Annotated in this window: 20 protein-coding genes and 3 tRNA genes; 12 read left to right on the top strand and 11 right to left on the bottom strand. The window is 70.8% G+C overall.

Annotated elements, in window-relative coordinates; genetic code table 11:
* Positions 1 to 15: 15 nt before the first annotated feature.
* The 5 genes from NOD94_RS26895 to NOD94_RS26875 all read right to left on the bottom strand — a co-directional run bounded on the left by NOD94_RS26895 (position 16) and on the right by NOD94_RS26875 (position 2,533).
* A complete protein-coding gene (locus NOD94_RS26895) occupies positions 16 to 777 on the bottom strand; it encodes an ABC transporter permease (protein WP_281208692.1) in 762 nt (253 codons plus the stop codon).
* On the bottom strand, positions 774 to 1,742 hold the full coding sequence (locus NOD94_RS26890) for an ABC transporter ATP-binding protein (RefSeq protein WP_281208691.1): 969 nt from the start codon (positions 1,740 to 1,742) through the stop codon (positions 774 to 776). Before NOD94_RS26890 ends, NOD94_RS26895 begins: the two co-directional genes overlap by 4 nt.
* 164 nt (positions 1,743 to 1,906) lie before the next feature.
* A tRNA-Gly gene (locus NOD94_RS26885) sits at positions 1,907 to 1,979 on the bottom strand.
* 78 nt (positions 1,980 to 2,057) lie between these two features.
* Positions 2,058 to 2,129 (bottom strand) — tRNA-Gly (locus tag NOD94_RS26880).
* A gap of 86 nt (positions 2,130 to 2,215) precedes the next feature.
* The gene (locus NOD94_RS26875) at positions 2,216 to 2,533 is read right to left on the bottom strand and encodes an Lsr2 family protein (protein WP_281208690.1); all 318 of its coding nucleotides are present in this window, start codon (positions 2,531 to 2,533) and stop codon (positions 2,216 to 2,218) included.
* Between the two features lie 325 nt (positions 2,534 to 2,858).
* Between NOD94_RS26875 and purS the strand changes: the two genes are divergently transcribed.
* The 8 genes from purS to NOD94_RS26835 all read left to right on the top strand — a co-directional run bounded on the left by purS (position 2,859) and on the right by NOD94_RS26835 (position 10,538).
* On the top strand, positions 2,859 to 3,119 hold the full coding sequence (purS, locus tag NOD94_RS26870) for a phosphoribosylformylglycinamidine synthase subunit PurS (protein WP_281208689.1): 261 nt from the start codon (positions 2,859 to 2,861) through the stop codon (positions 3,117 to 3,119).
* 2 nt (positions 3,120 to 3,121) lie between these two features.
* Positions 3,122 to 3,802 carry a phosphoribosylformylglycinamidine synthase subunit PurQ gene (gene purQ / locus NOD94_RS26865; RefSeq protein ID WP_281208688.1) on the top strand — a complete coding sequence of 227 codons (681 nt, stop codon included), beginning with the start codon at positions 3,122 to 3,124 and terminating at the stop codon, positions 3,800 to 3,802.
* Positions 3,799 to 6,048, top strand: a complete 2,250-nt coding sequence (purL, locus tag NOD94_RS26860; protein ID WP_281208687.1) for a phosphoribosylformylglycinamidine synthase subunit PurL — start codon at positions 3,799 to 3,801, stop codon at positions 6,046 to 6,048. The genes purQ and purL overlap by 4 nt, the downstream gene beginning before the upstream one ends.
* A gap of 126 nt (positions 6,049 to 6,174) precedes the next feature.
* On the top strand, positions 6,175 to 6,693 hold the full coding sequence (locus NOD94_RS26855) for a winged helix-turn-helix domain-containing protein (RefSeq protein ID WP_281208686.1): 519 nt from the start codon (positions 6,175 to 6,177) through the stop codon (positions 6,691 to 6,693).
* Positions 6,694 to 6,706: 13 nt separating this feature from the next.
* Positions 6,707 to 7,540 carry a M23 family metallopeptidase gene (locus NOD94_RS26850; protein WP_281208700.1) on the top strand — a complete coding sequence of 278 codons (834 nt, stop codon included), beginning with the start codon at positions 6,707 to 6,709 and terminating at the stop codon, positions 7,538 to 7,540.
* Positions 7,541 to 7,597: 57 nt separating this feature from the next.
* A complete protein-coding gene (locus NOD94_RS26845) occupies positions 7,598 to 8,854 on the top strand; it encodes a hypothetical protein (RefSeq protein ID WP_281208685.1) in 1,257 nt (418 codons plus the stop codon).
* 54 nt (positions 8,855 to 8,908) lie between these two features.
* On the top strand, positions 8,909 to 9,700 hold the full coding sequence (locus NOD94_RS26840) for a maleylpyruvate isomerase family mycothiol-dependent enzyme (RefSeq protein WP_281208684.1): 792 nt from the start codon (positions 8,909 to 8,911) through the stop codon (positions 9,698 to 9,700).
* A 46-nt stretch (positions 9,701 to 9,746) separates the two neighbouring features.
* Positions 9,747 to 10,538, top strand: a complete 792-nt coding sequence (locus NOD94_RS26835; protein WP_281208683.1) for an META domain-containing protein — start codon at positions 9,747 to 9,749, stop codon at positions 10,536 to 10,538.
* 52 nt (positions 10,539 to 10,590) lie between these two features.
* Here the strand turns inward: NOD94_RS26835 and NOD94_RS26830 are convergent, their stop codons facing one another.
* On the bottom strand, positions 10,591 to 12,015 hold the full coding sequence (locus NOD94_RS26830; protein ID WP_281208682.1) for a sulfatase-like hydrolase/transferase: 1,425 nt from the start codon (positions 12,013 to 12,015) through the stop codon (positions 10,591 to 10,593).
* A gap of 187 nt (positions 12,016 to 12,202) precedes the next feature.
* On the bottom strand, positions 12,203 to 12,298 hold the full coding sequence (locus NOD94_RS41485; protein WP_319189759.1) for a putative leader peptide: 96 nt from the start codon (positions 12,296 to 12,298) through the stop codon (positions 12,203 to 12,205).
* Positions 12,299 to 12,491: 193 nt separating this feature from the next.
* Here NOD94_RS41485 and purF point away from each other — a divergent pair, with 193 nt between their 5' ends.
* Both purF and purM read left to right on the top strand, forming a co-directional pair.
* A complete protein-coding gene (gene purF, locus NOD94_RS26825; RefSeq protein ID WP_281208681.1) occupies positions 12,492 to 14,009 on the top strand; it encodes an amidophosphoribosyltransferase in 1,518 nt (505 codons plus the stop codon).
* Between the two features lie 106 nt (positions 14,010 to 14,115).
* Positions 14,116 to 15,186: a phosphoribosylformylglycinamidine cyclo-ligase gene (gene purM / locus NOD94_RS26820; protein WP_281208680.1), complete on the top strand. Its 1,071-nt coding sequence runs from the start codon at positions 14,116 to 14,118 to the stop codon at positions 15,184 to 15,186.
* 93 nt (positions 15,187 to 15,279) lie between these two features.
* Here the strand turns inward: purM and NOD94_RS26815 are convergent, their stop codons facing one another.
* Positions 15,280 to 15,549 carry a DUF3073 domain-containing protein gene (locus tag NOD94_RS26815; protein ID WP_267088905.1) on the bottom strand — a complete coding sequence of 90 codons (270 nt, stop codon included), beginning with the start codon at positions 15,547 to 15,549 and terminating at the stop codon, positions 15,280 to 15,282.
* Positions 15,550 to 15,826: 277 nt separating this feature from the next.
* Complete coding sequence (locus tag NOD94_RS26810) at positions 15,827 to 16,966, bottom strand: Glu/Leu/Phe/Val dehydrogenase dimerization domain-containing protein (protein WP_281208679.1); 1,140 nt, start codon at positions 16,964 to 16,966, stop codon at positions 15,827 to 15,829.
* A gap of 257 nt (positions 16,967 to 17,223) precedes the next feature.
* Here NOD94_RS26810 and NOD94_RS26805 point away from each other — a divergent pair, with 257 nt between their 5' ends.
* Positions 17,224 to 18,078, top strand: a complete 855-nt coding sequence (locus NOD94_RS26805; protein ID WP_281208678.1) for a hypothetical protein — start codon at positions 17,224 to 17,226, stop codon at positions 18,076 to 18,078.
* A 677-nt stretch (positions 18,079 to 18,755) separates the two neighbouring features.
* A complete protein-coding gene (gene bldC, locus NOD94_RS26800) occupies positions 18,756 to 18,962 on the top strand; it encodes a developmental transcriptional regulator BldC (protein WP_003949541.1) in 207 nt (68 codons plus the stop codon).
* Positions 18,963 to 19,599: 637 nt separating this feature from the next.
* Here bldC and NOD94_RS26795 read toward each other — a convergent pair.
* Both NOD94_RS26795 and hrpA read right to left on the bottom strand, forming a co-directional pair.
* Positions 19,600 to 19,673: transfer RNA gene (locus tag NOD94_RS26795), tRNA-Asp, on the bottom strand.
* A 70-nt stretch (positions 19,674 to 19,743) separates the two neighbouring features.
* Positions 19,744 to 23,667 (bottom strand): ATP-dependent RNA helicase HrpA, encoded by a 3,924-nt coding sequence (gene hrpA, locus NOD94_RS26790; RefSeq protein ID WP_281208677.1) that lies wholly within the window; start codon positions 23,665 to 23,667, stop codon positions 19,744 to 19,746.
* Positions 23,668 to 24,039 lie beyond the last annotated feature (372 nt).

Below are 24,039 nucleotides of genomic sequence, written 5' to 3'. Positions count from 1 at the left end.
CCCCGGTCGTACGCGCTAGCGGCGCGGTTCCCAGCGGAACCACCGCTGGACAGCAAACACGGTCACCATGATCCAGGCCACCGTGACGGCCGCGGCCGTCAGGAGCTCCCCGCTCGCCGCGCCACCGCTCCAGCCGGCCCGTACGAGGGCCATCACCCCGCTGAGCGGCAGCAGTTCGCACACCGAGGCCACCGGGTCGGGCAGCGAGTCCAGCGGGAGGAACAGTCCGGAGCCGAGCGCCGTCAGGAGGAACAGGGGCAGCGTCGTGATCCCGGCGGTCTCGACGTTGCGGGTGAAGGCGCTGGTGGTGGCCGCCATCCCGGCGAGCAGCGGCAGCGAGGCGAGGACGCCGGCGACCAGCAGCATCGGGTTGTCCGGGGCGGGCGCGTCGAGCACGGCCGCCCCGGCCAGGGCGAGGGCGGTGATCTGCGCGAGGGCGATGACGGCGGCGGGCAGCGCCGTGCCGGCGAGGATCTCCAGGTCACCGGCCTCACCGGTGCGCAGCCGCTTCAGGACGAGTTCCTCGCGGCGGGCGACGTAGGCGGAGACCAGGTTCATGTAGACGACGAGCAGGAGCACCATGCCGATGCCGCCGGTCAGCGTGGCCTCGGCGACCGAGCCCACGGTGTCCTCGCTCAGGGTCGACCGCAGGATGAAGACCATCATCACCGGCATGAGCAGGGCCACGCTCAGGGCGGCCCGGTTGCGCACGAGCAGCGTCAGTTCGGAGCGGCCGAGCGCGGTCAGCCGGCCGGGGTTCAGGGTGAGCGTGTTCATCGGGTCCCCGCCATCGCGTCGTCGTTGCCGTTGCCGTTGGTGCCGGTGGTCTCCGCGGCGGCCTCGCGCCGGCTCCGCGCGATGTCCAGGAAGGCCTCCTCCAGGGAGGCGGAGCGGGCGTCGAGCCCGATCAGTTCCACTCCGGAGTCGTGCGCCCAGCGCAGCAGTTCGCCGAGCGCCCCCTGGAGCCGGTCGGTACGGATCTCCACGTGCGGCCCGTCCGCCGCCGCCCGCAGCGCCAGGGGCAGCCGCCCGGCGGGCACCCCGTCCGGCAGCGTGAAGCGGATCCGGGAGGGCCGGGTCGCCGTCACCTCGGCGGGGGTGCCGGTCAGTACGAGCTCTCCCTCGTGCAGGATCGCCAGCCGGTCCGCGAGGGCCTCGGCCTCTTCCAGGTAGTGCGTGGTCAGCAGCACCGTGGTGCCCCGTGCCCGCAGTTCCCGTACGAGGGCCCAGGTGTCCCGGCGCCCCTCGGGGTCCATGCCGGTGGTGGGCTCGTCCAGGAACAGCACTTCGGGCCGCCCCAGGAGGGCCAACGCCAGGTCGAGCCGCCGCCGCTCCCCACCGGACAGCTGCTTGACGCGTACGGAGGCCCTGGCGTCCAGCCCGACCAGCTCCAGCACCTCCGCGGCCGGCCGGGCACCCGAGGTGACCCCGCTCCACATCCGGACGGTCTCGGCGACCGAGAGGTCCGAGGGGAAGCCGCCCTCCTGGAGCATGACGCCGGTCCGCGGGCGGACCTCGGCCCGCCGGGTGTACGGGTCCAGCCCGAAGACGCGGACCTGCCCGCCGGTCGGCGCGGCCAACCCCTCCAGCAGTTCCACCGTGGAGGTCTTGCCGGCCCCGTTGGTGCCGAGCAGCGCGAAGATCTCGCCGCGGGCCACCGAGAAGGAGACGCCCCGTACCGCCTCGAACCCGCCGGTGTAGCCGCGGCGCAGTCCCTCTGCCTGGATCACTGTGTCGGTCATGTCCCCAGCCTCGCGGCGGCCGGTCGGCCCGGTCAGTGCGGACTGTCACGCCTCCCGATGACATTTGTCATCGGCCGTGATGCACACCACAGGACAGGGGCAAGGGAAAGGGCGAGGCACATACGACGAAGGCCCCGATCAATGATCGGGGCCTTCATTCGCTGAGCGGACGACGCGACTCGAACGCGCGACATCCACCTTGGCAAGGTGGTGCTCTACCAACTGAGCTACGTCCGCATGCTTCCACGACACAAGTGCCGTGAGCTGCGAGCAACACTCTACCTGATCCACAACCGTGGCCGGTAAAGCGTGCAGAGCGGGTGACAGGGATCGCACACTGCGCCTCCCCCCTGGAAGGGGGGTGTTCTGCTACTGAACTACACCCGCACGACTTCGGGTTCCGGCCTTCCGGCTGGCCCCTCGGCGTGATCCACACATTAGCCGATCGATGGGGGTGCTTGGCAAATCAGCTCTCAGTGGGCTGCGTTGTACGCCTCGTAGACGCGCTTGGGGATCCGCCCGCGGGGCGGCACGTCGTGCTGGTTCGCGCGGGCCCACGCCCGGACGACCGCCGGATCGGGGGCGACGGCTGTGTGCCGGAACACCTTCCCGGAACGGGACTGACGGCGGCCGGCGGCCACGAAGGGGGCCAGGCCCTTCCGCAGTTTCTTTGCGTTGGCCGCATTGAGGTCGATCTCGTACGACTTACCGTCCAGAGCGAACACGACCGTTTCCGCCGCTTCCCCGCCGCTGAGGTCGTCGGAGAGCGTGACTACTACGCGCTGCGCCACGGATATCGGTCCCTTCGTGCGCGGTCACTCCCGCTGACGTGCGGTGATGTCGCGTGTGTGGATGTTTCGGTGGAATGCATCAAACCGCCGGAATCCCGGCTGATTCCTTTGTACCGTGATTCTCATTGAATAGCGAAGCCCAGTTAATTCTCCCCGCGTGTCCCGCCGCAATGCCGGGGGCGTGGTTTTCCGGTGGATTTTGCGAAGCGTTGGTGAAGCCGAAACGGCGGGATGATCAGGGGCATCCGATATCTACCCGCGTAGAAATTTTGGCCGGGTACGCTGATGGAACCGCCTTCGCACCAACCACCACACGGGAGTGCCAGTGGCACGCGTCGTAGTCGACGTCATGCTCAAGCCGGAGATCCTCGACCCCCAGGGCCAGGCGGTGCAGCGTGCACTGCCGCGTCTGGGCTTCGATGGGATCGCCGACGTCCGCCAGGGGAAGCGCTTCGAACTGGAGGTGGAGGGACCGGTCGACCGGGCCGCCCTCGACCGCATCCACAAGATGGCCGAAACCTTCCTCGCCAACACCGTCATCGAAGACTTCACCGTCCGCGTCGAGACCGTGAAGGTCGAGGCCTGACGGTGACCACTCGCATCGGAGTCGTCACGTTCCCCGGAACGCTCGACGACCGTGACTCGCTGCGCGCCGTCCGCCTCGCGGGGGCCGAGCCCGTCTCGCTCTGGCACCGCGACAAGGACCTGCACCAGGTCGACGCGGTCGTCCTCGCGGGCGGCTTCTCCTACGGGGACTACCTGCGCGCCGGGGCCATCTCCCGCTTCTCGCCGGTCATGGAGACCATCATCGAGCAGGCCAAGGGCGGCATGCCCGTCCTCGGCATCTGCAACGGCTTCCAGGTCCTCACCGAGGCCCACCTGCTGCCGGGGGCGATGCTCCGCAACAACCACCTCCACTTCATCTGCCGCGACCAGAAGCTGCGGGTGGAGAACACGGAGACCGCGTGGACCGGCGACTACACCGCCGGCCAGGAGATCTCCGTCCCGCTCAAGAACATGGACGGCCGCTACACCGCCGACGAGCGCACGCTCGACGAACTGGAGGCCGAAGGCCGCGTGGCCTTCCGGTACGTCGACGTGAACCCGAACGGTTCGCTGCGCGACATCGCCGGCATCACCAACGCCGCGGGCAACGTCGTCGGCCTCATGCCGCACCCCGAGCACGCGGTCGAGCCGCTGATCGGGACGGGCCGCACCGACGGCCTCCCGTTCTTCACGTCGGTCCTGAAGAAGCTGGTCAGCGCATGAGCCTCGATACCGTCAAGAACGCCACCGGCACCCCGGACGCCGCGCAGCCCTGGAAGGAGCTCGGCCTCAAGGAGGACGAGTACGCGCGCATCCGCGAGATCCTCGGCCGCCGTCCCACGGGCGCCGAGCTCGCCATGTACTCCGTCATGTGGTCCGAGCACTGCTCGTACAAGAGCAGCAAGGTCCACCTGAAGCAGTTCGGCGAGAAGGTCCCGCAGAACGACGCCATGCTCGTCGGCATCGGCGAGAACGCGGGCGTCGTCGACGTCGGTCAGGGCTACGCGGTCACCTTCAAGGTCGAGTCGCACAACCACCCCTCGTACATCGAGCCCTACCAGGGCGCGGCCACGGGCATCGGCGGCATCGTCCGCGACATCCTCGCGATGGGCGCCCGCCCGGTCGCCGTCGTGGACCCGCTGCGCTTCGGCGCGGCCGACCACCCCGACACCAAGCGCGTCCTGCCGGGCGTCGTCGCCGGCATCGGCGGCTACGGCAACTGCCTGGGCCTGCCGAACATCGGCGGCGAGGTCGTCTTCGACGCCTGCTACCAGGGCAACCCGCTGGTCAACGCCGGCTGCATCGGCGTCATGAAGCACGAGGACATCCACCTCGCCAAGGCCTCCGGGCCCGGCAACAAGGTCATCCTCTACGGCGCCCGCACGGGCGGCGACGGCATCGGCGGCGTCTCGGTCCTCGCGTCCGAGACCTTCGACGACACGAAGCCGACCAAGCGCCCCGCCGTCCAGGTCGGCGACCCCTTCCAGGAGAAGCTCCTCATCGAGTGCACCCTGGAGATCTTCAAGGAGAAGCTGGTCGCGGGCATCCAGGACCTCGGCGGCGCCGGGCTCTCCTGCGCCACGTCCGAGCTGGCCTCGGCCGGTTCGGGCGGCATGCGCGTCGAGCTGGACACCGTCCCGCTGCGCGACGCGACGCTCTCGCCCGAGGAAATCCTCATGAGCGAGTCGCAGGAGCGCATGTGCGCGATCGTCGAGCCGCAGCACGTCGACCGCTTCATGGAGATCTGCGAGAAGTGGGACGTCATCGCCACCGTCATCGGTGAGGTGACCGAGGGCGAGCAGCTGGAGATCTACTGGCACGGCGAGCTCATCGTGGACGTGCCCCCGGGCACCGTCGCCCACGAGGGCCCGACGTACCACCGCCCGTACGCGCGCCCCTCCTGGCAGGACGCCCTCCAGGCCGACGACGCGGGCAAGCTGCCCCGTCCGCAGACCTCCGAGGAGCTCCGCGCGCAGGTCCTGGCGCTGGTCTCGTCCCCGAACCAGGCCTCCAAGTCCTGGATCACCGACCAGTACGACCGGTTCGTGCAGGGCAACACGGTGCTCTCGCAGCCCGAGGACGCGGGCATGGTCCGCATCGACGAGGAGACCAACCTCGGCGTGGCCATGGCCACGGACGGCAACGGCCGCTTCGCCAAGCTCGACCCGTACACGGGCGCGCAGCTGGCGCTGGCCGAGGCGTACCGCAACGTCGCGGCGACCGGAGCGAAGCCGCTGGCCATCTCCGACTGCCTGAACTTCGGCTCGCCCGAGGACCCGGACGTCATGTGGCAGTTCGCCGAGGCCACCCGCGGTCTCGCGGACGGCTGCCTGGAGCTGGGCACCCCGGTGACCGGCGGCAACGTCTCCCTCTACAACCAGACGGGCGAGACCGCGATCCACCCGACCCCGGTCGTGGCGGTCCTCGGTGTCATCGACGACGTCAACCGGCGTACGCCGATGGCGTTCGCGGAGGCCGGACAGCTGCTGTACCTGCTCGGCGACACGACCGAGGAGTTCGGCGGCTCGGCCTGGTCGCAGGTCGTCCACGACCACCTCGGCGGCATGCCGCCGAAGGTGGACCTGGGACGCGAGAAGCTGCTCGGCGAGATCCTGATCTCCGCCTCGCGCGACGGCATGGTCGACGCGGCGCACGACCTGTCCGACGGCGGCGTGATCCAGGCGCTCACCGAGTCCTGCCTGCGCGGCGGCAACGGTGCGCGGATCGTGGTCCCCGAGGGCCTGGACGCGTTCACCTTCCTGTTCTCCGAGTCCGCGGGCCGCGCCATCGTGGCCGTCCCGCGCAGCGAGGAGCTCCGGTTCACCGACATGTGCGGTGCGCGGGGCCTGCCGGCCGCCCGCATCGGCGTGGTCGACGGCGACGCGATCGAGATCCAGGGCGAGTTCACGCTCCCGCTGGCCGAGCTCCGCGAGGCCCACGAGGCGACGATCCCGGCGCTGCTCGCCTGATCCCGCCCACCCGCTCCACGTACGAGCCCCCGTCCGGACGCTGTCCGGGCGGGGGCTCGGCCGTTCCCGGCGGCCGTTGCCCGCCCCCTCTTGTACGGAGTTACGTAATGACGTAATTTCGGAGTCATGGAGCTCGAAGACCGCGTCGCCGCACTGGAACGCCGGCTGGTCGCCCTGGAGGCGCGGGCCGACGCCCGCCCCGAACCCGTCCCCACCGGTGGGGACTTCTGGGCCCTCGAAGGCTGGAAGGCACGCCTCGCCGAGGCCGGGGACGCCGGCGGGGCGGGCGGGGTGCTCTTCACGGGCGCCGTCACGCTGCCCACCGGGGAGCGCTACGAATGGCAGCAGGCCGCCGTCACCGAGGACGTCCTCGACCCCGGGGCCGACGCCGGACGCACCGCCGACTCCCTCGCCGCCCTCGGCAACCCGGTCCGGCTGCGCCTGCTCCGCGAGATCCTCGCCGGACGGCGCACGGCAGCCGAACTGACCGCCCTCGACGGGGTCGGCACCAGCGGGCAGGTCTACCACCACCTGCGCCAACTGACCGCGGCCGGCTGGCTGCACACGACCGGCCGGGGCCGCCACGAGGTTCCCGCCGGCCGGGTGGTCCCGCTCCTCGTCCTGCTGTCGGCCGCGATTGCCTGAGGTGACCATGCCCATGATGGCCAAGGTGTTGTACGTGCTCTACCGGCTGCTCCTGCTCCTCGCGTTCGCCATGATCGCGCTGGACCTCACGGTCGGACTGCCCTTCGGCACGGCCTGGTTCCTGGCGTGCGTGGCGGGCGGGGTGGTGCTCCAGATCGCGACCGGCGTGGTGGCCGCCCGCAACCCCAGGACCGATGAGCCGCCGATCGAGATCGACCCGCCGGTCCGCGGCCGGTGGAGCGCCCTCAACAGCCCGGCCGACAAGGTCCCCAGCCACGGCACGCACCGCATGGGCCAGGCCTGCGCGATCGACGTCGTCGCCGAGCCGGAGCCCGGGTCGGGCCGTGCGCGGCCCGCGTTCGCCGCGTTCTGGCCGCCGGTCCGGCCCGCCGCCGACTTCCCGGCCTTCGGCGCCCCGTTGTTCGCCGTCGCCGACGGGACCGTCGTGCGGGTGAGCGACCGCTGGCGCGACCACGCGAGCCGCAACTCCTGGCCCGCAGCGATCTACCAGATGCTGATCGCCGGAGGCATCCGCGACCTGGCCGGCGCCGGCTGCGTCCTCGGCAACCACGTGGTCCTGGACCTGGGCGAGGGCCGGTACGCGGTCTACGCCCACCTGCGCCGGGGCACCCCGACCGTCCGACCGGGGGACCGCGTCACCGCGGGCGACCTCCTCGCGGAGTGCGGCAACTCCGGCAACTCCACCGAACCGCACCTGCACTTCCAGCTCATGGACGGCCCCGATCCGGACACGGCCCGCGGCCTGCCCTTCACCTGGCGGGGCGTCGGCGTCCCGGCCGGCGGCGAGACCTTCGACACCGGGACCGGACACGCGATCCGGCTGTAGCGATTCCGTGTCACGGCGGGTACCCCCGCCCACGGGGGGTGTCCGCATACTGGCGCCGTGAGTGACATCGTCAAGTACCTGCCGGCCGCGGCGATACCCGCGGACGGCGCCCCCGAATGGAAGGCCGCCGACGCCGAACGCTGGCGCGCGGCCCGCGTTCCCGCCGTCCTCGGACCCGTCGCCGGGGGCTGGATCCTCCTGCCCCTCATCCTGTGCGCGGTCGTCCTGCTCGCCTGGAACACCCCCGAGGACACCTCCGTCGGCACCGAATGGGGCGGCTACCCGGCGGCCGTCCTGCTGCTGGCCCTCCCCGCCTGGTACCGGTTCCTGCCGGTCGCGACCGCCGTCGCCGCGCCGCTGATCGCCCTGGACGCATGCCTCGTCCTCGGTGAACTCGCCCCGGACGACGCCGCCGGCCGGGTCGGAGCGGGGCTGATCATCGGCATCGCCGTCCTGGCCCTCACCGGCGCCGTGCTGCGCCTGCGCTCCCGGAGGATCCAGCGGGCCCTGATCCTGGAGGCGGCCGGGGACGCCCGCAGCCCGCTCCCCGACAGCCTGCCCAACAGCCACCGCACCCGCGGCCGCACGCTGCTCCTGACCGGTGCCCCGCTCTGCGCGCTCGCCGCGGCCCTGATCCTGACTGGCCTCGCCCAGGACTTGAACGCGCCCCCGGAACACCCGTACGACGCCACCGGACAGCAGGTCCTCGCCCTTCTGCTGCTCGTCCCCGGCACCCCGCTGCTCGGCCGCGGCATCACGGCCGGCGGCGCCGCCCGCCGGCTCCACTACGGCGGACAGCCCGTGCTGCGCGTCGGCGTACGCCGCTCCATGGACACGGCGTGGATCCTCGCGGACGCCCGGACCCCCACCGCCCCGCCGCTGGTCGCCTTCCGCAACCGCTTCGACGACAGCTACTCCTCCCGTCCCGGCAGGATCCTCGTGGGCGGCCCGCGGGAGCGGCTGCGCGCCGAGCACCACGACATCGACCCGTTCGCCGAACCGTACGAGGCGCTCATGTACGGCGTGCCCCGCGAGGGCGCCGAGGTGGTCCTGGAGTACGCGGTCAACACCCATGACGGCCACGTCGTCACGAGGTTCACGGCCGCACCCCTCATGCCGTTCCGCCGAAGCGCCCTGCGCCCGTGGCGGCCGGCCGGCACCTCGTACGCCCAGCGGCGCGAGGAGTTGGCCGAGCGCCACCGCGAGCAGCGCTCGTCCTCGTCCTCGTCGTCCTCGTCGTCCTCGTCGTCGGGGGGCTGCGGCTCCTCCGGCGGCTGCGGGAGCGGTTGCGGCGGGGGCTGCGGCGGCGACTGACGTGCGGCGGCCGCCTCCGGGCCCGGCGGCACGGCCCCCGAGTAGGGTCGGCCCATGCCGCCTGGGAAGAAGAAGCCGCGCACGTACGACCCCGCGAAGATCCGTACGGCCGTCACCACGCAGTTCGGGCACGTCGCCGAAGCCGTACGGGGCCTGACGCCGGAGCAGCTCGCACGACCCGCCGGGCTCGGCGACTGGACCGTGGCGGACCTGGCCGCCCACATCGCGTGGATCGCCGACTCGCTCGCGGCCGGCCTGGCCCGGCCGCCCGCAGCCGTCGCCGAACTCCCCGCCGTCGAATGGCCCTTCGCCACCGCCTCGCTCGCCGGGAAGATCTCCGAGGCCGCCCGCGAGACCCTGGACGGCGCCCCGCTGCCCGAGCTGTACGAGCGGGCCGCCGCCCGGCTGGCCGCGGAGCTGGAACGCAACGCGGGCAGCCGGGTACTGGACCTGTGGATCGGCGACATGACCCTCGCCGACTTCCTCGTCACCCGGACCGTCGAGCTGGTCGTCCACACCGACGACCTGAACCGGGCCACCGGACTGGACGTCCCCGTCGACCGGCAGGCACTCGCCGCCTGCGTCCGGCTGCTCGCCGACGCCCTCGCGGTCAAGGCGCCCGGCGGGTCGGTGGAGGTACGGATCCCGCCGTTCGCGGTGGTCCAGTGCGTCGAAGGCCCCCGCCACACCCGCGGCACCCCGCCCAACGTGGTCGAGACCGACCCGCTCACCTGGATCCGGCTCGCCACGGGACGCACCGGCTGGGCCGAGGCCCTGGACTCCGCGCGGGTCGCCGCCGGCGGGGAACGCGCCGACCTGTCGGCCCTGCTCCCCGTGATGCGCTGACGGAGGGGGCGGGGAACCGTCCTGCCGCCCGGCCCGTCACACGACCATGCGTACCCTCAGGCACCTCACGACCGGTCTGGCCCTCCTCGGCCTCGCCGCCTGCGGCCAGTCCGCGCGGAGCGGGTCCGACCCGCTCCCCGATCCCACGGGCTCCTGGGCCGTCGAGTCCCTGACCACCGGCGGCCGGACCCTCCACGCGCCCGCCGCCGCCCGCGTCGACCTCGGCCCGACCGAGGCCACCGGCAACTACGGCTGCAACGGCTTCACGGCACGGGTCGCCCGCGAGAGCGCCACCACCCTCGTCCTCACGCCCGGCGAGAGCACCACGATGGCCTGCGAGAACATGGAGTTCGAGACGGCCTTCGCCAAACTCCTCACGGGCCGCCTCACCCTCGACCGCGGCCCCGACCGGCTGACCCTGAAGACCGCCGACGGGAGCACCATCGCCATGAGCTCCAAGCCCCCGGTCCCGGACGCCCCCCTCGTCGCGACCCACTGGACCGTCGACTCCCTGATCGACGGGGAGAGCGTGTCCTCCCTCGTGCCGGAGGCCGCCGGCCGGGCCCGGTTCACCCTCGCGGCCGACGGCGCCGCGAGCGGCACCCTCGGATGCAACCGGTTCAGCGCGCAGGCCACCGTCGACGGGCCCTCGCTCACCTTCGGGCCGCTCACCGCGACCCGGATGGCCTGCGAGGGACCGACGGGCGAGGTCGAGCGGGCACTGACCGAACTGTTCGGCAGCGGTCCGCTCGCCTGGAAGGTCCAGGGCACGTCCCTGACCCTCACCGCGCCCGACGGCAAGGGCCTCGGCGCCAAGGCGGTCACGGCCGTCGAATGACGGCCGGACCCCCTCGGCCCGCTCGCCCCCCTGCGGTGATCACGCCGGCGGGTCAGACCGGGTAGGGCAGCAGACCCGCGTCGGTCCTCTCCCAGGCGGCCCGCAGCTCGGCCAGTCGGGCCGGCTCCACGGCCGCCTTGTCGGCCTGCTCCCTGATGTCCCCGGCCAGGTTGAACAGCTGGTCCCGGCCCGTCTTGCCCCGGTAGTACTTCCAGTCGCCGCGCCGCAGCGCACGCTCCCCGCGCACCCGCCAGAAGATGTCCCGCTCGGCGGGCTTCTCGTCGCGCAGCAGGTACCCGGCCAGGCTCACCCCGTCCAACGGGTACGCGCGGTGCGGACGGGTGCCGGCCAGCTCCAGCAGCGTCGCCGTCCAGTCCGGGCTGAACACCGGGACGTGGCTGACCTGGCCGCCGTCCACCCGGGCCGGCCAGCGCAGGATGTTCGGCACCCGGATCCCGCCCTCCTGGAGCGAGGCCTTGTTGCCCGACAGCGGCCAGTTGTACGAGAACCGCTCGCCGCCGTTGTCGCTGGAGAACACGACCACCGTGTTGTCCTCCTGCCCGGAGCGCTTCAGCGCCTTGAGCACCTCACCGATCGACCGGTCCAGGTCCTCCACCAGCTGCTTGTACTTCTCGACCGAGCCACCGTCCTGGTGCCACAGCGCCCGCCCGTCGCCCGCCTTGATCCGCCGGACGATCTCGGCGCTCTCCTTCGTGTCCCCCTCGGCGATCCACGGCCAGTGCGGGGTGGTGAAGTTGAGGTTCAGCAGCCACGGCTTGCCGTGGTGGTCGCGGGAGACGTACTCGCTCGCCCGCTCGGTGAGGACCTTCGTGTAGTACCGCAGGTCCTTGTACTGGGCATCGCCCTCGTACAGGTCGTACTCGCCGCCCAGGCCCAGCTTCGAGTAGTACTCGAGGGCCCCGCCGAAGTTCCCGAAGAACTCGTCCCAGCCGGACCGGGTCGGGCTGTAGTCCGGCAGGTAACCCGCGTGCCACTTGCCGATCAGCGCGGTGGAGTAGCCCGCCTCCTTCAGCAGCGAGGCCAACGTCGGGTGCGTCGGCTCCAGACCCACCGACTTGTCCGCGATCGGCTCGGCCAGCCCACCCTTCGTACGGGCCGGGTAACGCCCGGTGTACAGGCTGAAGCGGGTCGGGGAGCAGGTCGCGGAGCCCGAGTAGGCGTCGGTGAAACGCACTCCCTGACGGGCGAGCCGGTCCAGGTTCGGGGTCTTGATGTGCGGCGAGCCGTACGAGGACAGGTCCGACCAGCCGAGGTCGTCACCCAGGATGAACAGGACGTTCGGGCGCCTCGAATGCCGCCCCCGGGCGGCCCGGAACTCCTGCTCCTCGGGCCCCGCGTGCTGCGCCCCGGCGGCCGCGGCCGGGCCGGCGCCGAGCCCCACCGCCGCGGCGGCCGCGGTCACCCCGACCGCGCCTCCGAAGGCACGCCGGGACAGTTTCGATTCGTACGAAGTCACAAGTACTCCAAGGCATGGCCGACCGGCCTGCCCGCGGCGGCGCGGGACGGCGCACGGCACGACGGGCGGGCTCGGTCGGGGCAGGGGGGCAGAGCGGGAAGGGCCGGCGCGGAACGTCACAACACGAGTCGGTGCGACGGGAAAAGCCGGAAGGAAGGAACACGCGCACCGCGGCGCGCGGGGATGCCTACGCGCAGCTACGACAGATGGCGCTCGCGACACGGACCAGGTCCACGTGCCGGCGCTCGACGAGGGTGACGGAGCGGTCACCGAAAGGCTGCATGAGTCGGAACCTTGTACGAACCCACAGGCCCCTGTCAACCAGGGCATTCCGGATACCGAGACGGCCCGCCGGGACCCCGCCCCGGCCCCTCCTGCGGTGACCCTCCGCAGGGGTTACCCGACTGTCCGCACTGTGACTTTTCCGGGAGGTCCCCAATTCGGACCAGTGGTCGATCTCGCCTACACTCGGAGGCGTGCCTCGTGGTGATGGACGACTCAACCACGACCTGCTCCCCGGTGAGAAGGGCCCCCAGGACGCTTGCGGCGTCTTCGGTGTCTGGGCTCCGGGTGAAGAGGTCGCCAAGCTCACCTACTTCGGACTGTATGCACTGCAGCACCGCGGACAAGAGTCCGCGGGAATCGCTGTGAGCAACGGTTCCCAGATCCTCGTCTTCAAGGACATGGGCCTCGTTTCCCAAGTCTTCGACGAAACCTCTCTCGGCTCGCTCCAAGGTCATATCGCGGTCGGTCACGCCCGCTACTCGACCACCGGAGCCTCCGTCTGGGAGAACGCCCAGCCGACCTTCCGCGCGACCGCCCACGGCTCCATCGCCCTGGGTCACAACGGCAACCTGGTGAACACCGCCGAGCTCGCCGAGATGGTCGCCGACCTGCCCCGTCAGGACGGCCGCGCCACCCAGGTGGCGGCTACCAACGACACCGACCTGGTCACCGCCCTGCTCGCGGGGCAGACCGACGAGGACGGCAGGCCGCTGACGATCGAGGAGTCGGCCACCAAGGTCCTCCCGAAGGTCAAGGGCGCCTTCTCCCTCGTCTTCATGGACGAGGGAACCCTCTACACCGCCCGTGACCCGCAGGGCATCCGCCCGCTGGTCCTCGGCCGCCTGGAGCGCGGCTGGGTGGTCGCGAGCGAGACCGCCGCCCTCGACATCTGCGGCGCCAGCTTCGTCCGCGAGGTCGAGCCGGGCGAGCTCATCGCGATCGACGAGAACGGCCTCCGCACCTCGCGCTTCGCGGAAGCGAAGCCCAAGGGCTGTGTCTTCGAGTACGTCTACCTGGCGCGCCCGGACACCGACATCGCGGGCCGGAACGTCTACCTCTCGCGCGTCGAGATGGGTCGGCGCCTCGCCAAGGAAGCCCCCGTCGAGGCCGACCTGGTCATAGCGACACCGGAATCCGGCACGCCCGCCGCCGTCGGCTATGCCGAGGCGAGCGGGATCCCGTTCGGGGTCGGCCTGGTCAAGAACGCCTATGTGGGCCGGACCTTCATCCAGCCCTCGCAGACGATCCGCCAGCTCGGCATCCGCCTGAAGCTCAACCCCCTCAAGGAAGTCATCCGGGGCAAGCGCCTGGTGGTCGTCGACGACTCGATCGTCCGCGGCAACACCCAGCGCGCCCTCGTGAAGATGCTCCGCGAGGCCGGCGCGGCCGAGGTCCACATCCGGATCTCCTCGCCGCCGGTGAAGTGGCCGTGCTTCTTCGGCATCGACTTCGCCACCCGGGCCGAGCTGATCGCCAACGGCATGACGGTCGACGAGATCGCCACGTCGATGGGCGCGGACTCGCTCTCGTACATCGCGCTCGACACGATGATCGAGGCGACGACCATCCAGAAGCCCAACCTCTGCCGCGCGTGCTTCGACGGTGAGTACCCGATGGAGCTGCCCGACCCGCAGCTGCTGGGCAAGCAGCTCCTGGAGACCGAGCTCGCCGGCGGCACGGACGCCGCCGACGCGCTGCGCCGCCCGTAGCCGGATCCCCCGCGCGGCCCGCTCAACCTGCGCGGGGCCCTGTCTTTCAAGCTTCTCCCAGGGCCCTGCACCACCCGCAGTAACGACACGAAAGCTCTCTCCTGTCATGACAGAGAAGACCACCGGTGCCAGCTACGCAGCCGCGGGCGTGGACATCGAAGCGGGCGACCGCGCCGTCGAGCTGATGAAGGAGTGGGTGAAGAAGACGCAGCGCCCCGAGGTCCTCGGCGGCCTCGGCGGCTTCGCCGGCCTCTTCGACGCCTCCGCCCTCAAGCGCTACGAGCGGCCCCTGCTGGCCTCCGCCACCGACGGGGTCGGCACCAAGGTGGACATCGCCCGCCAGCTGGGCGTCTACGACACGATCGGCCACGACCTGGTCGCGATGGTCATGGACGACATCGTCGTGTGCGGCGCCGAGCCGCTCTTCATGACGGACTACATCTGCGTCGGCAAGGTCCACCCCGAGCGTGTCGCGGCCATCGTCAAGGGCATCGCCGAGGGCTGCGTCCTCGCCGGCTGCGCCCTGGTGGGCGGCGAGACCGCCGAACACCCGGGGCTCCTCGGCCCCGACGACTTCGACGTGGCGGGCGCGGGCACCGGCGTCGTCGAGTACGACCGGCTCCTGGGCGCGGACCGCATCCGTACGGGGGACGCCGTCATCGCGATGGCATCGTCCGGCCTTCACTCGAACGGGTACTCGCTGGTCCGCCACGTCCTCTTCGACCGGGCCGGGATGTCCCTGGACCAGCACGTCGAGGAACTCGGCCGGACCCTCGGCGAGGAACTGCTGGAGCCGACCAAGATCTACTCGCTGGACTGCCTGGCGCTCACCCGTACGGCCGAGGTCCACGCGTACTCGCACATCACCGGCGGCGGCCTCGCGGCCAACCTGGCCCGGGTCATCCCGGACCACCTGCACGCCACGGTCGACCGTACGACCTGGGCCCCGGGCGCGATCTTCGACCTGGTCGGCAAGGCCGGGCAGGTCGAGCGGCTGGAGCTGGAGAAGACCCTGAACATGGGCGTCGGCATGATGGCCGTCGTCCCGCAGGAGTCGGTGGAAGTGGCCCTGACGGCCCTTGCCGACCGGGGCGTCGACGCCTGGGTCGCGGGCGAGATCCTGGACCGGGGCGACCACACCGAGGGCGCGACCCTCACCGGTTCCTACGCGGTCTGAGCAGCACTGAAACCCGGTCCGTGGCCATGCCCCGGACCGGGTTTCGATGTATGTCAGCCGACTTGGACGCCGTTGTGCAGGAGGCCCTGCGCGTCAAGCCCCACGACGGTGCGCCGACGGACCGGACTCTTCGTCCTCGTCCTCGTCGTCATCGCTGTTGTACAGAGCCGCGTACTTGGCGTACGGGTCGTCGTCGTCATCGTCCTGATCGTCATCGACTTCGACCGGCGCGCTGATAGGCAGCGGCTCCGTCGGCGATGCGCCCAGCTCATTGGCCAGACGCGAGAGGTCAGTCCCGCCGCTGTTGTACTTCAGCTGGCGGGCGACCTTTGTCTGCTTGGCCTTGGCCCGGCCGCGCCCCATGGCTCGACCCCCTCGGTGACGGGGCTCGACGGCCCCAGAGTCTGACACGCGTTCATGGTTCGGAGCGGGCTCTCCGTGGAGAGACCGTCCGTAGGGGTTTAACGGTACCTGCTTCCGCGGCCATACGGTACGCCGCCCGCATGACGCGCCCCGGTGCAGAACCAGCGGGACACCCCGTACTCGCTGGTCAGCTGCGATTTTAACCCTTTCCTGGCGGGCGACCCGCCGAAGCGCAGTGAGTTCCGTCTCGCCGCACCCCGACGGGCCCCTTCCGGGGTTACGCCGTACGGGCACCGCCGGCCCGGGCGGCGGCGCGGGCCGCGAGGGCCTCGGACATCCGCTGCTCGGCGATCCGGTCGGCGGCCGCGGCCGGCGGGATCCCGTCCGCCTTCGCACGTGCGAATATGGCCAGGGTGGTGTCGAAGATCTTCGACGCCTTGGCCTTGCAGCGGTCGAAGTCGAAGCCGTGCAGCTCGTCGGCGACCTGGATGACACCGCCCGCGTTGACCACGTAGTCCGGCGCGTAGAGGATCCCGCGGTCGGCGAGGTCCTTCTCCACGCCCGGGTGGGCGAGCTGGTTGTTCGCCGCGCCGCACACGACGGTGGCGGTGAGCACCGGTACGGACTCGTCGTTCAGCGCGCCGCCGAGGGCGCACGGGGCGTAGATGTCCAGACCCGGGGTGCGGATCAGGGCGTCCGTGTCGGCCACCGAGGTGACCTTGCCGGCGGGGTGCTTGTCGAGGATCTCCTGGACCGACTCCGCGCGGACGTCGGTGATCACGACCTCGGCGCCGTCCTCCAGCAGGTGCTCCACCAGGTGGCGGCCGACCTTGCCGACACCGGCTACGCCGACCTTGCGGCCGCGCAGCGTCGGGTCGCCCCACAGGTGCTGGGCGCTGGCGCGCATGCCCTGGAAGACGCCGTAGGCGGTGAGGACCGAGGAGTCGCCGGCGCCGCCGTTCTCGGGCGAGCGGCCGGTGGCCCAGCGGGTCTCGCGGGCGACGACGTCCATGTCGGCCACGTACGTGCCGACGTCGCAGGCGGTGACGTAGCGGCCGCCGAGCGATTCCACGAACCGGCCGTAGGCCAGCAGCAGTTCCTCGCTCTTCAGGACGGCCGGGTCGCCGATGATCACGGCCTTGCCGCCGCCGAGGTCGAGGCCGGCGAGGGCGTTCTTGTACGACATGCCGCGCGCGAGGTTCAGCGCGTCGAGGACGGCCTCCTCGTCGGAGGCGTACGCGTGGAAGCGCGTGCCGCCGAGGGCGGGGCCCAGGGCGGTGGAGTGGATCGCGATGACGGCCTTGAGGCCTGAGGCTCGGTCCTGGCACAGCACGACTTGCTCGTGGCCGCCCTGTTCCGTGCGGAACAGGGTGTGCAGGACGCCGTCGGTCATTTCGGTCACGGTGGTGACTCCCATGGAAGAGATGCGGCGGAAAGACGCCCGCCCTGCGGGTGGGGGAGGGCGCGCTGGGAGCAGCGTAAGACCTGCGGGCCGCCCGGGAAGGGCCTGTCCGGGGATCGGAACACTCCCGTGTCACACCGGCCCCGCGGGCCCGGCGGAAACCGGGCGGAGCAATCGGTTCCGGGCGACGTTCGCAGTGGTTCGGGACCCGCGTTCGGGGCCGTGGACGCCCCGGAGGTGAGGGAGCCCCAAAAACGGGGAGGTACGACAGCGTGAGCGAATCCCCCGAATTGCGGCCGCCGGCGGCGCGCCCCGTCCCGATCGTCCCGTACGCCTCCTACCTGCGCGTCTACGAGCCATTGGCGGCCTTCGCGGAGCCGGAGCGGGCGCACTGGGCGGACTACGTCCGGCGCGGGGTGGTCGCGACGGCGCAGGACGAACTGCGCCGCTCGCTGGCGGACTTGGTCCGCGTCCCGGTGGTGGGGGTGCCGGCGCACGAGAGCGCGGACGCGTTCACGGTGGAGCGGGACGGGGTGGTCCTGGTCTGCCCGTGGCGCACTCGGCTGCGCGGCTGGCTGGCGCTCCAGGAGCTGACGGAGTCGTTCCCGTTGCCGGTGTTGGACGCGGCGCTGCCGGCGTCGGAGCGCCGGCGGGCGGCGGCGGAGTACGAGGAGTGGCGGGAGCGGAACCCGGACGCGCGGCCGTGGATCCGCACGGGGGTGTGGCAGGTTCCGCTGCGCTGGTTCGTACTGGTCGGGGACGAGGAGCGGGAGTACGTGCCGGGCGAGCGGCTGCGGTACCGCACGCCGATGGTGCAGGCGCGGCGGCGGCTGGCCCGCGGGTTGCGGACCTTGCGGCAGGCCGAGGGGTACCAGCCCCTCGCCGAGGGGCTGGTGGAGGTCGGGAGCTGGCTGGAGGAGTTCCATCCGCGGTCGATGGTCGAACTGGATTACGGGGGGCTGCTGCACGCGCTGCCGGCCGACGCCCTCGCGGGCGACCGGTCGGCCCGCGACCTCGCGGCGGGCATGGAGGCGCTGCGGGCGGGTGACCGGGAGGGGGCGTCGGAGGTGTACGGCGAACTGGCGCAGCGCTGGCGGGCGGTCCGGGAGAGACTGTTCGCGAACTAGGGCCTGTCGTCGAACTCCCGTCGTCGCCCGGTGCGGCGGGAGTGCGTGCCGGACACCACGAGGCGGACGGGAGTTCGACGACAGGCCCTGGGCGCCTGGCAGGGTGTCCTTCGCCACGGTCGGGCGGGGGCCTCGGCGGGGCCCTGGGCGTATCACCCGTATGGGTCGTATCGGTCGATCAGCCATAAGGTGCAGATCAGGGGCTTGATCGTCACATTAGGGCCTTAGTTCCAGGACCTACGTCCCGATACGGGCCATTGGCCCAAGGGTGACGGACCGCACTATCTACACCCTTGCGCCCTTCCCCTACCCTCGTGCCAAAATAGGACAAGGAGTCCGGGGAGGGTTCCTTCCGTCCAACTAAGGGCGGAATGCTCGGTATTGCACTCTATGGGGGGTCTGACGACTCCTGATCGCTCTGTGACTGATCGTCACAGTGGGGTGACTGTCCGCTATGGGGCGGTCCATCGGCTTCCGCCGCTGATGAACACCTCGGAGGGCAATTCCATCGGTTTGGCCGTCGAGGCTGGACGGATGGTGTAGTTGTAGTGCCGAGGACAAGCCGTTCGTCCTATAACCGACTCGGCCTGCGTATGTCCATTTCGGGCAACGCGGGCCAAGGTGCAGAATTTAGAGGAAAGAACCGAGATGGTTCGGTTCTCCCGAGGAGGCCGCTCATGACCGCTCGCACCCCTGATGCCGAGCCGCTGCTGACCCCGGCTGAGGTTGCCACGATGTTCCGCGTGGACCCGAAGACGGTCACCCGCTGGGCCAAGGCTGGCAAGCTCACGTCCATCCGCACCCTGGGTGGACACCGCCGTTATCGCGAGGCCGAGGTTCGCGCACTGCTCGCGGGAATTCCGCAGCAGCGCAGCGAGGCCTGAGGTCCCGCAGCACCACCGCATTAACGGGTCGATATCGGGTCCCCCAATCCGATGAAACCCACAACGCTTCAGACGGTTGAGGCTGCCCCAACAGCCTCATTGCCGTTCGATCGCGCTGGACTCCGCCGGGTCCAGCGCGATCTTTTTTATGCCCGCAGGGGGGTGGAATCGCCGGAGCGCGCGGTGGTCTGCGCGGTGGGTGCCATTGCACATATTAAATCGAGGCGGCGTAGGTGTGCGATAAACGTGCGAGTCTCAAAAACTCGTGTGGTGACTCCCGTCACAGTTGATCACTCTTGTACAACCGGCATTGCGCCCGTAAGGGGATCACCGCCGCAGAGCACCTCGTCCGCGCGGGGGAATTTTGCCCGGGGTGGGTGGTGTGCGGGTCGGCGCGCGCCGGCGGCCCGCTGAGGGCCTCGCGGGTGCGGCCGGCGGTTCGGGGACCACGGGGCGGCGCCGGCGCCTCCTGGGGGCCCTCAGTGGCCTCGGCGGTCGCCGGATGATCATGACGTGGGGTTCGACGAACGCGCGGCACCCGCGACGCGTCAAGTTCGAACGCCTCGCGGGCGAACGTGTGGGCGCCGAACGCATCAGGGCCCGTATCCCCTGAGGGATACGGGCCCTGATGTTTCTGCGAACCTGACGGGACTTGAACCCGCGACCTCCACCTTGACAGGGTGGCGAGCTAACCAACTGCTCCACAGGTCCTCGTTCGCGGCCGGATCACCCGGCTGCGATCGCCACTGTACAGCAGCTCAGGGGCTGTGGTCTAACCCGATCACGGAGCGAGTGCGTCGACGGCCTTCACGATCCTCTTGTCCGAGATCGGGTACGCCGTTCCGAGCGCGTGCGCGAAGTAGGAGACCCGGAGTTCCTCCAGCATCCAGCGGATCTCGGTGACCTCCTCGGGTACCGGACGGCCCTTCGGGAGCTGCTCCAGGAGCCACAGGTACTCGTCCCGCATCTCGTGGACCTTCTCCATGCGCGTGGTGTCCCGCTGGGCGCCCGTGGGCATTTGCTGGAGCCGCCGGTCCGCCGCCACCAGGTAGCGCATCAGGTCCGGCAGCCGGCGCAGGCCGGTGAGCGTCACGAAGCCGGCCGGCACCAGCGCGGCGAGCTGCGCCTTCACGTCGGCGACGTTGGCCATCAGGGCCAGGCTGTTGGTCGCCTTCAGGCGCCGTTCGCAGGCCTGCCAGGCGGCCAGCACCTGCTGCACCTGACCCACCGTCCGTACGGTCGTGTCCACCAGGTCGGCCCGTACGGCGTCGTAGAGCTTCCGGAAGCCCGCCTCGTCCCAGGCCGGGCCGCCGTGGTCCGCGATCAGCTTGTCGGCGGCCGCCGTGGCGCAGTCGTCGAACAGCGCCTGGATGGAGCCGTGCGGGTTCCGGGACAGGGCCAGCTTCTGCTGGTTGGTGAGCTTGTCCGAGGCGAACTTCGCCGGGTTCACCGGGATGTTCAGCAGGATCAGCTTCCGCGTGCCCAGCCACATCGCCCGCTGCTGCTCGACCTCGGTGTCGAAGAGCCGTACGGAGACCGTCGTCCCGTCGTCCACCAGCGCCGGGTACGCCTTCACCGGCTGGCCGGCCCGGCGGGTCTCGAAGACCTTCGTCAGGGCGCCGATCGTCCAGTCGGTCAGACCGGAACGCTCCAGGGACTCCCCGCCCGCCCGCTCGGCGGTGGCGGCCGCGGCCTTGGACAGGGCCTGGCGGGCCTTGGGCTTCAGACGCAGCCGCAGGGCCTCCAGGTCCTTGTCCTCGGCGAGGTTCTTGCGGCGCTCGTCGACGATCCGGAAGGTGATCTTCAGGTGGTCCGGGATCCTGGACAGGTCGAAGTCGTCCGCGGAGACCGGCACCCCGACCATCCGGTGCAGCTCGCGCGCCAGCGCCGCCGGCAGCGGATCCTGGAGCGGAACGACCGTGTCCAGGAAGCGCGTCGCGAAGTTCGGGGCGGGCACGTAGTGCCGGCGGATCGGCTTCGGCAGCGAGCGGATCAGCTCGGTGACGACCTCCTCGCGCAGCCCCGGGATCTGCCAGTCGAAGCCCTCGTCGGTGACCTGGTTCAGTACCTGGAGCGGTACGTGGACGGTCACGCCGTCCGCGTCCGCGCCCGGCTCGAACTGGTAGGTCACCCGGAACTTCAGCGGCCCCTGCCGCCAGCTGTCCGGGTAGTCGGCCTTGGTGACCCCGGCCGCCTTCTCCGTCAGCAGCATCTCGCGCTCGAAGTCGAGGAGTTCGGGCTCCTCGCGCTTCTTGTGCTTCCACCAGGAGTCGAAGTGCGCCCCCGACACGACGTGGTCCGGAATGCGCCGGTCGTAGAAGTCGAAGAGGGTCTCGTCGTCCACCACGATGTCGCGGCGCCGGGCCCGGTTCTCCAGCTCCTCGACCTCGGTCAGCAGCTTCCGGTTGTCGGCGTAGAACTTGTGGTGCGTGCGCCAGTCACCCTCGACCAGCGCGTTGCGGATGAACAGCTCGCGGGAGACCTCGGCGTCGATCCGGCCGTAGTTGATCTTCCGCTGGGCGACGATCGGCACGCCGTACAGCGTGACCTTCTCGTACGCCATCACGGCCGCCTGGTCCTTCTCCCAGTGCGGCTCGCTGTACGTGCGCTTGATCAGGTGCTGCGCGAGCGGCTCCACCCACTCGGGCTCCACCTTCGCGTTCACCCGCGCCCACAGCCGCGAGGTCTCGACCAGCTCGGCCGACATGAGGAACTTCGGCTGCTTCTTGAACAGCGAGGAGCCGGGGAAGACCGCGAACTTCGCGGACCGGGCGCCCAGGTACTCGTTCTTGTCGGTGTCCTTCAGACCGATGTGCGAGAGCAGGCCGGCCAGCAGCGAGATGTGGACGTGCTGCTCCGGCGCGTCCGCCTCGTTGACGTGGATGCCCATCGTCTTGGCGACCGTGCGCAGCTGCGTGTAGATGTCCTGCCACTCGCGGATCCGCAGGAAGTTCAGGTACTCCTGCTTGCACATCCGGCGGAACGAGGAGGAGCCCCGCTCCTTCTGCTGCTCCCGGACGTAGCGCCACATGTTCAGGTACGACAGGAAGTCGCTGGTCTCGTCCTTGAAGCGGGCGTGGTTCTGATCGGCCTGGGTCTGCTTGTCCGAGGGCCGTTCGCGCGGGTCCTGGATGGACAGGGCCGCCGCGATGACCATGACCTCGCGGACGCAGTTGTTCTTGTCGGCCTCGACCACCATGCGGGCCAGCCGCGGGTCCACCGGCAGCTGCGAGAGCTGGCGCCCCATGGGCGTCAGCTTCTTGCGCGGGTCCTTCTCCGCCGGGTCGAAGGCGCCCAGCTCCTGGAGCAGCTGCACGCCGTCGCGGATGTTGCGGTGGTCCGGCGGGTCGATGAAGGGGAACTTCTCGATCTCGCCCAGCCCGGCAGCGGTCATCTGGAGGATCACGGAGGCCAGGTTGGTGCGCAGGATCTCGGCGTCCGTGAACTCCGGCCGGGAGAGGAAGTCGTCCTCCGAGTACAACCGGATGCAGATGCCGTCGCTGGTACGGCCGCAACGGCCCTTGCGCTGGTTCGCGCTGGCCTGGGAGATCCGCTCGATGGGCAGCCGCTGCACCTTGGTGCGGTGGCTGTAGCGCGAGATCCGGGCGGTGCCCGGGTCGATCACGTACTTGATGCCGGGCACCGTCAGCGAGGTCTCGGCCACGTTCGTCGCGAGGACGATCCGGCGCCCGGTGTGCTGCTGGAAGACCCGGTGCTGCTCGGCGTGCGAGAGCCGGGCGTAGAGGGGGAGGACCTCGGTGAGGCGCAGCTTGCGCTTCTCCAGGGCGTCGGCGGTGTCGCGGATCTCCCGTTCGCCGGAGAGGAAGACGAGGACGTCGCCCGGCCCCTCGGACTGGAGCTCGTCGACGGCCTCGCAGATCGCGGTGATCTGGTCGCGGTCGCTGTCCTCGGAATCGTCCTCCAGGAGCGGCCGGTAGCGCACCTCGACCGGATACGTACGGCCGCTGACCTCGATGATCGGCGCGTCCCCGAAGTGGCGGGAGAACCGCTCCGGGTCGATGGTCGCCGAGGTGATCACGACCTTCAGGTCGGGACGCCTCGGCAGCAGCCGGGCCAGGTAGCCCAGCAGGAAGTCGATGTTCAGGGACCGCTCGTGGGCCTCGTCGATGATGATCGTGTCGTAGGCGCGCAGCTCGCGGTCGGTCTGGATCTCGGCGAGCAGGATGCCGTCGGTCATCAGCTTCACGAAGGTCGCGTCCGGGTTCACCTGGTCGGTGAAACGGACCTTCCAGCCGACGGTCTGACCGATCTCGGACTTCAGCTCCTCGGCGATCCGCTCCGCGACCGTGCGGGCCGCGATCCGGCGGGGCTGGGTGTGCCCGATCATGCCGCGGACGCCACGGCCCAGCTCCATGCAGATCTTGGGGATCTGCGTGGTCTTGCCGGAGCCGGTCTCGCCGGCGACGATCACGACCTGGTGGTCGCGTATCGCCTCGGCGATCTCGTCCTTCTTCTGGCTGACGGGCAGGTTCTCGGGATACGTGACCTCCGGCTTCCGGGAGGCACGGCCGGCGAGCCGCTCGGCGGCCGTCGCGGCCTCCGCGGCGATCTCGTCGAGCACGGCCTGCTGGGCCTCGGGCTTGCGGATGCGGCGGGCGCCTTCGAGGCGGCGGCCGAGGCGGTGCGCGTCACGGAGCGAGATCTCACCGAGAAGCGTCTGCAGGGCGGCGAAGGAAGTAGACATACCTGATCGAGGATCTCACCTGGGCCCTCCGGGTGGCGAACGCATTTGTGGCCCTCCCCGTACCATTTCGGGACGAGTCCCCCAGCCGTACGAGTGAGAGGCAGCCCACCTTGTCCCGCCGCCACCGTGTGTGCTGCCTGCTGGCGGCCGTACTCGTGGTGCTGCTGGGCACGGTGACACCGTCGGCGGCCGCGCCAACGCCGGGGCATTCGGTTCCGGTTCCGGTTGCTCCGGCCGGTCCGGCCGGTTCGGCCGGTTCGGTCGCTCCGCTCGTTTCGGCCGCGCGGGGAGCGGACTCCCCTGCCACTGCCCCGGCCCGTGCCCTGACCCCGACGGCCTTCGCCGACCGGGCCGGGAGCCGGGGACCCTCCT

It is taken from the genome of Streptomyces sp. Isolate_45, from assembly GCF_024721315.2.
Classification (GTDB): domain Bacteria; phylum Actinomycetota; class Actinomycetes; order Streptomycetales; family Streptomycetaceae; genus Streptomyces.
This window is presented reverse-complemented; position numbering and strand designations above follow the sequence as displayed.

Excerpts from the sequence above, each read along its gene's own strand:
- NOD94_RS26815 (WP_267088905.1), bottom strand. The coding sequence starts at position 15,549 with ATGGGGCGCGGCCGGGCCAAGGCCAAGCAGACAAAGGTCGCCCGCCAG.
- purM (WP_281208680.1), top strand. The coding sequence starts at position 14,116 with ATGACAGAGAAGACCACCGGTGCCAGCTACGCAGCCGCGGGCGTGGAC.
- NOD94_RS41485 (WP_319189759.1), bottom strand. The coding sequence starts at position 12,298 with ATGCAGCCTTTCGGTGACCGCTCCGTCACCCTCGTCGAGCGCCGGCAC.
- NOD94_RS26850 (WP_281208700.1), top strand. The coding sequence starts at position 6,707 with ATGATGGCCAAGGTGTTGTACGTGCTCTACCGGCTGCTCCTGCTCCTC.
- bldC (WP_003949541.1), top strand. The coding sequence starts at position 18,756 with ATGACCGCTCGCACCCCTGATGCCGAGCCGCTGCTGACCCCGGCTGAG.
- purL (WP_281208687.1), top strand. The coding sequence starts at position 3,799 with ATGAGCCTCGATACCGTCAAGAACGCCACCGGCACCCCGGACGCCGCG.
- NOD94_RS26835 (WP_281208683.1), top strand. The coding sequence starts at position 9,747 with ATGCGTACCCTCAGGCACCTCACGACCGGTCTGGCCCTCCTCGGCCTC.
- NOD94_RS26810 (WP_281208679.1), bottom strand. The coding sequence starts at position 16,966 with ATGGGAGTCACCACCGTGACCGAAATGACCGACGGCGTCCTGCACACC.
- hrpA (WP_281208677.1), bottom strand. The coding sequence starts at position 23,667 with ATGTCTACTTCCTTCGCCGCCCTGCAGACGCTTCTCGGTGAGATCTCG.
- NOD94_RS26840 (WP_281208684.1), top strand. The coding sequence starts at position 8,909 with ATGCCGCCTGGGAAGAAGAAGCCGCGCACGTACGACCCCGCGAAGATC.
- NOD94_RS26855 (WP_281208686.1), top strand. The coding sequence starts at position 6,175 with ATGGAGCTCGAAGACCGCGTCGCCGCACTGGAACGCCGGCTGGTCGCC.
- NOD94_RS26890 (WP_281208691.1), bottom strand. The coding sequence starts at position 1,742 with ATGACCGACACAGTGATCCAGGCAGAGGGACTGCGCCGCGGCTACACC.
- NOD94_RS26895 (WP_281208692.1), bottom strand. The coding sequence starts at position 777 with ATGAACACGCTCACCCTGAACCCCGGCCGGCTGACCGCGCTCGGCCGC.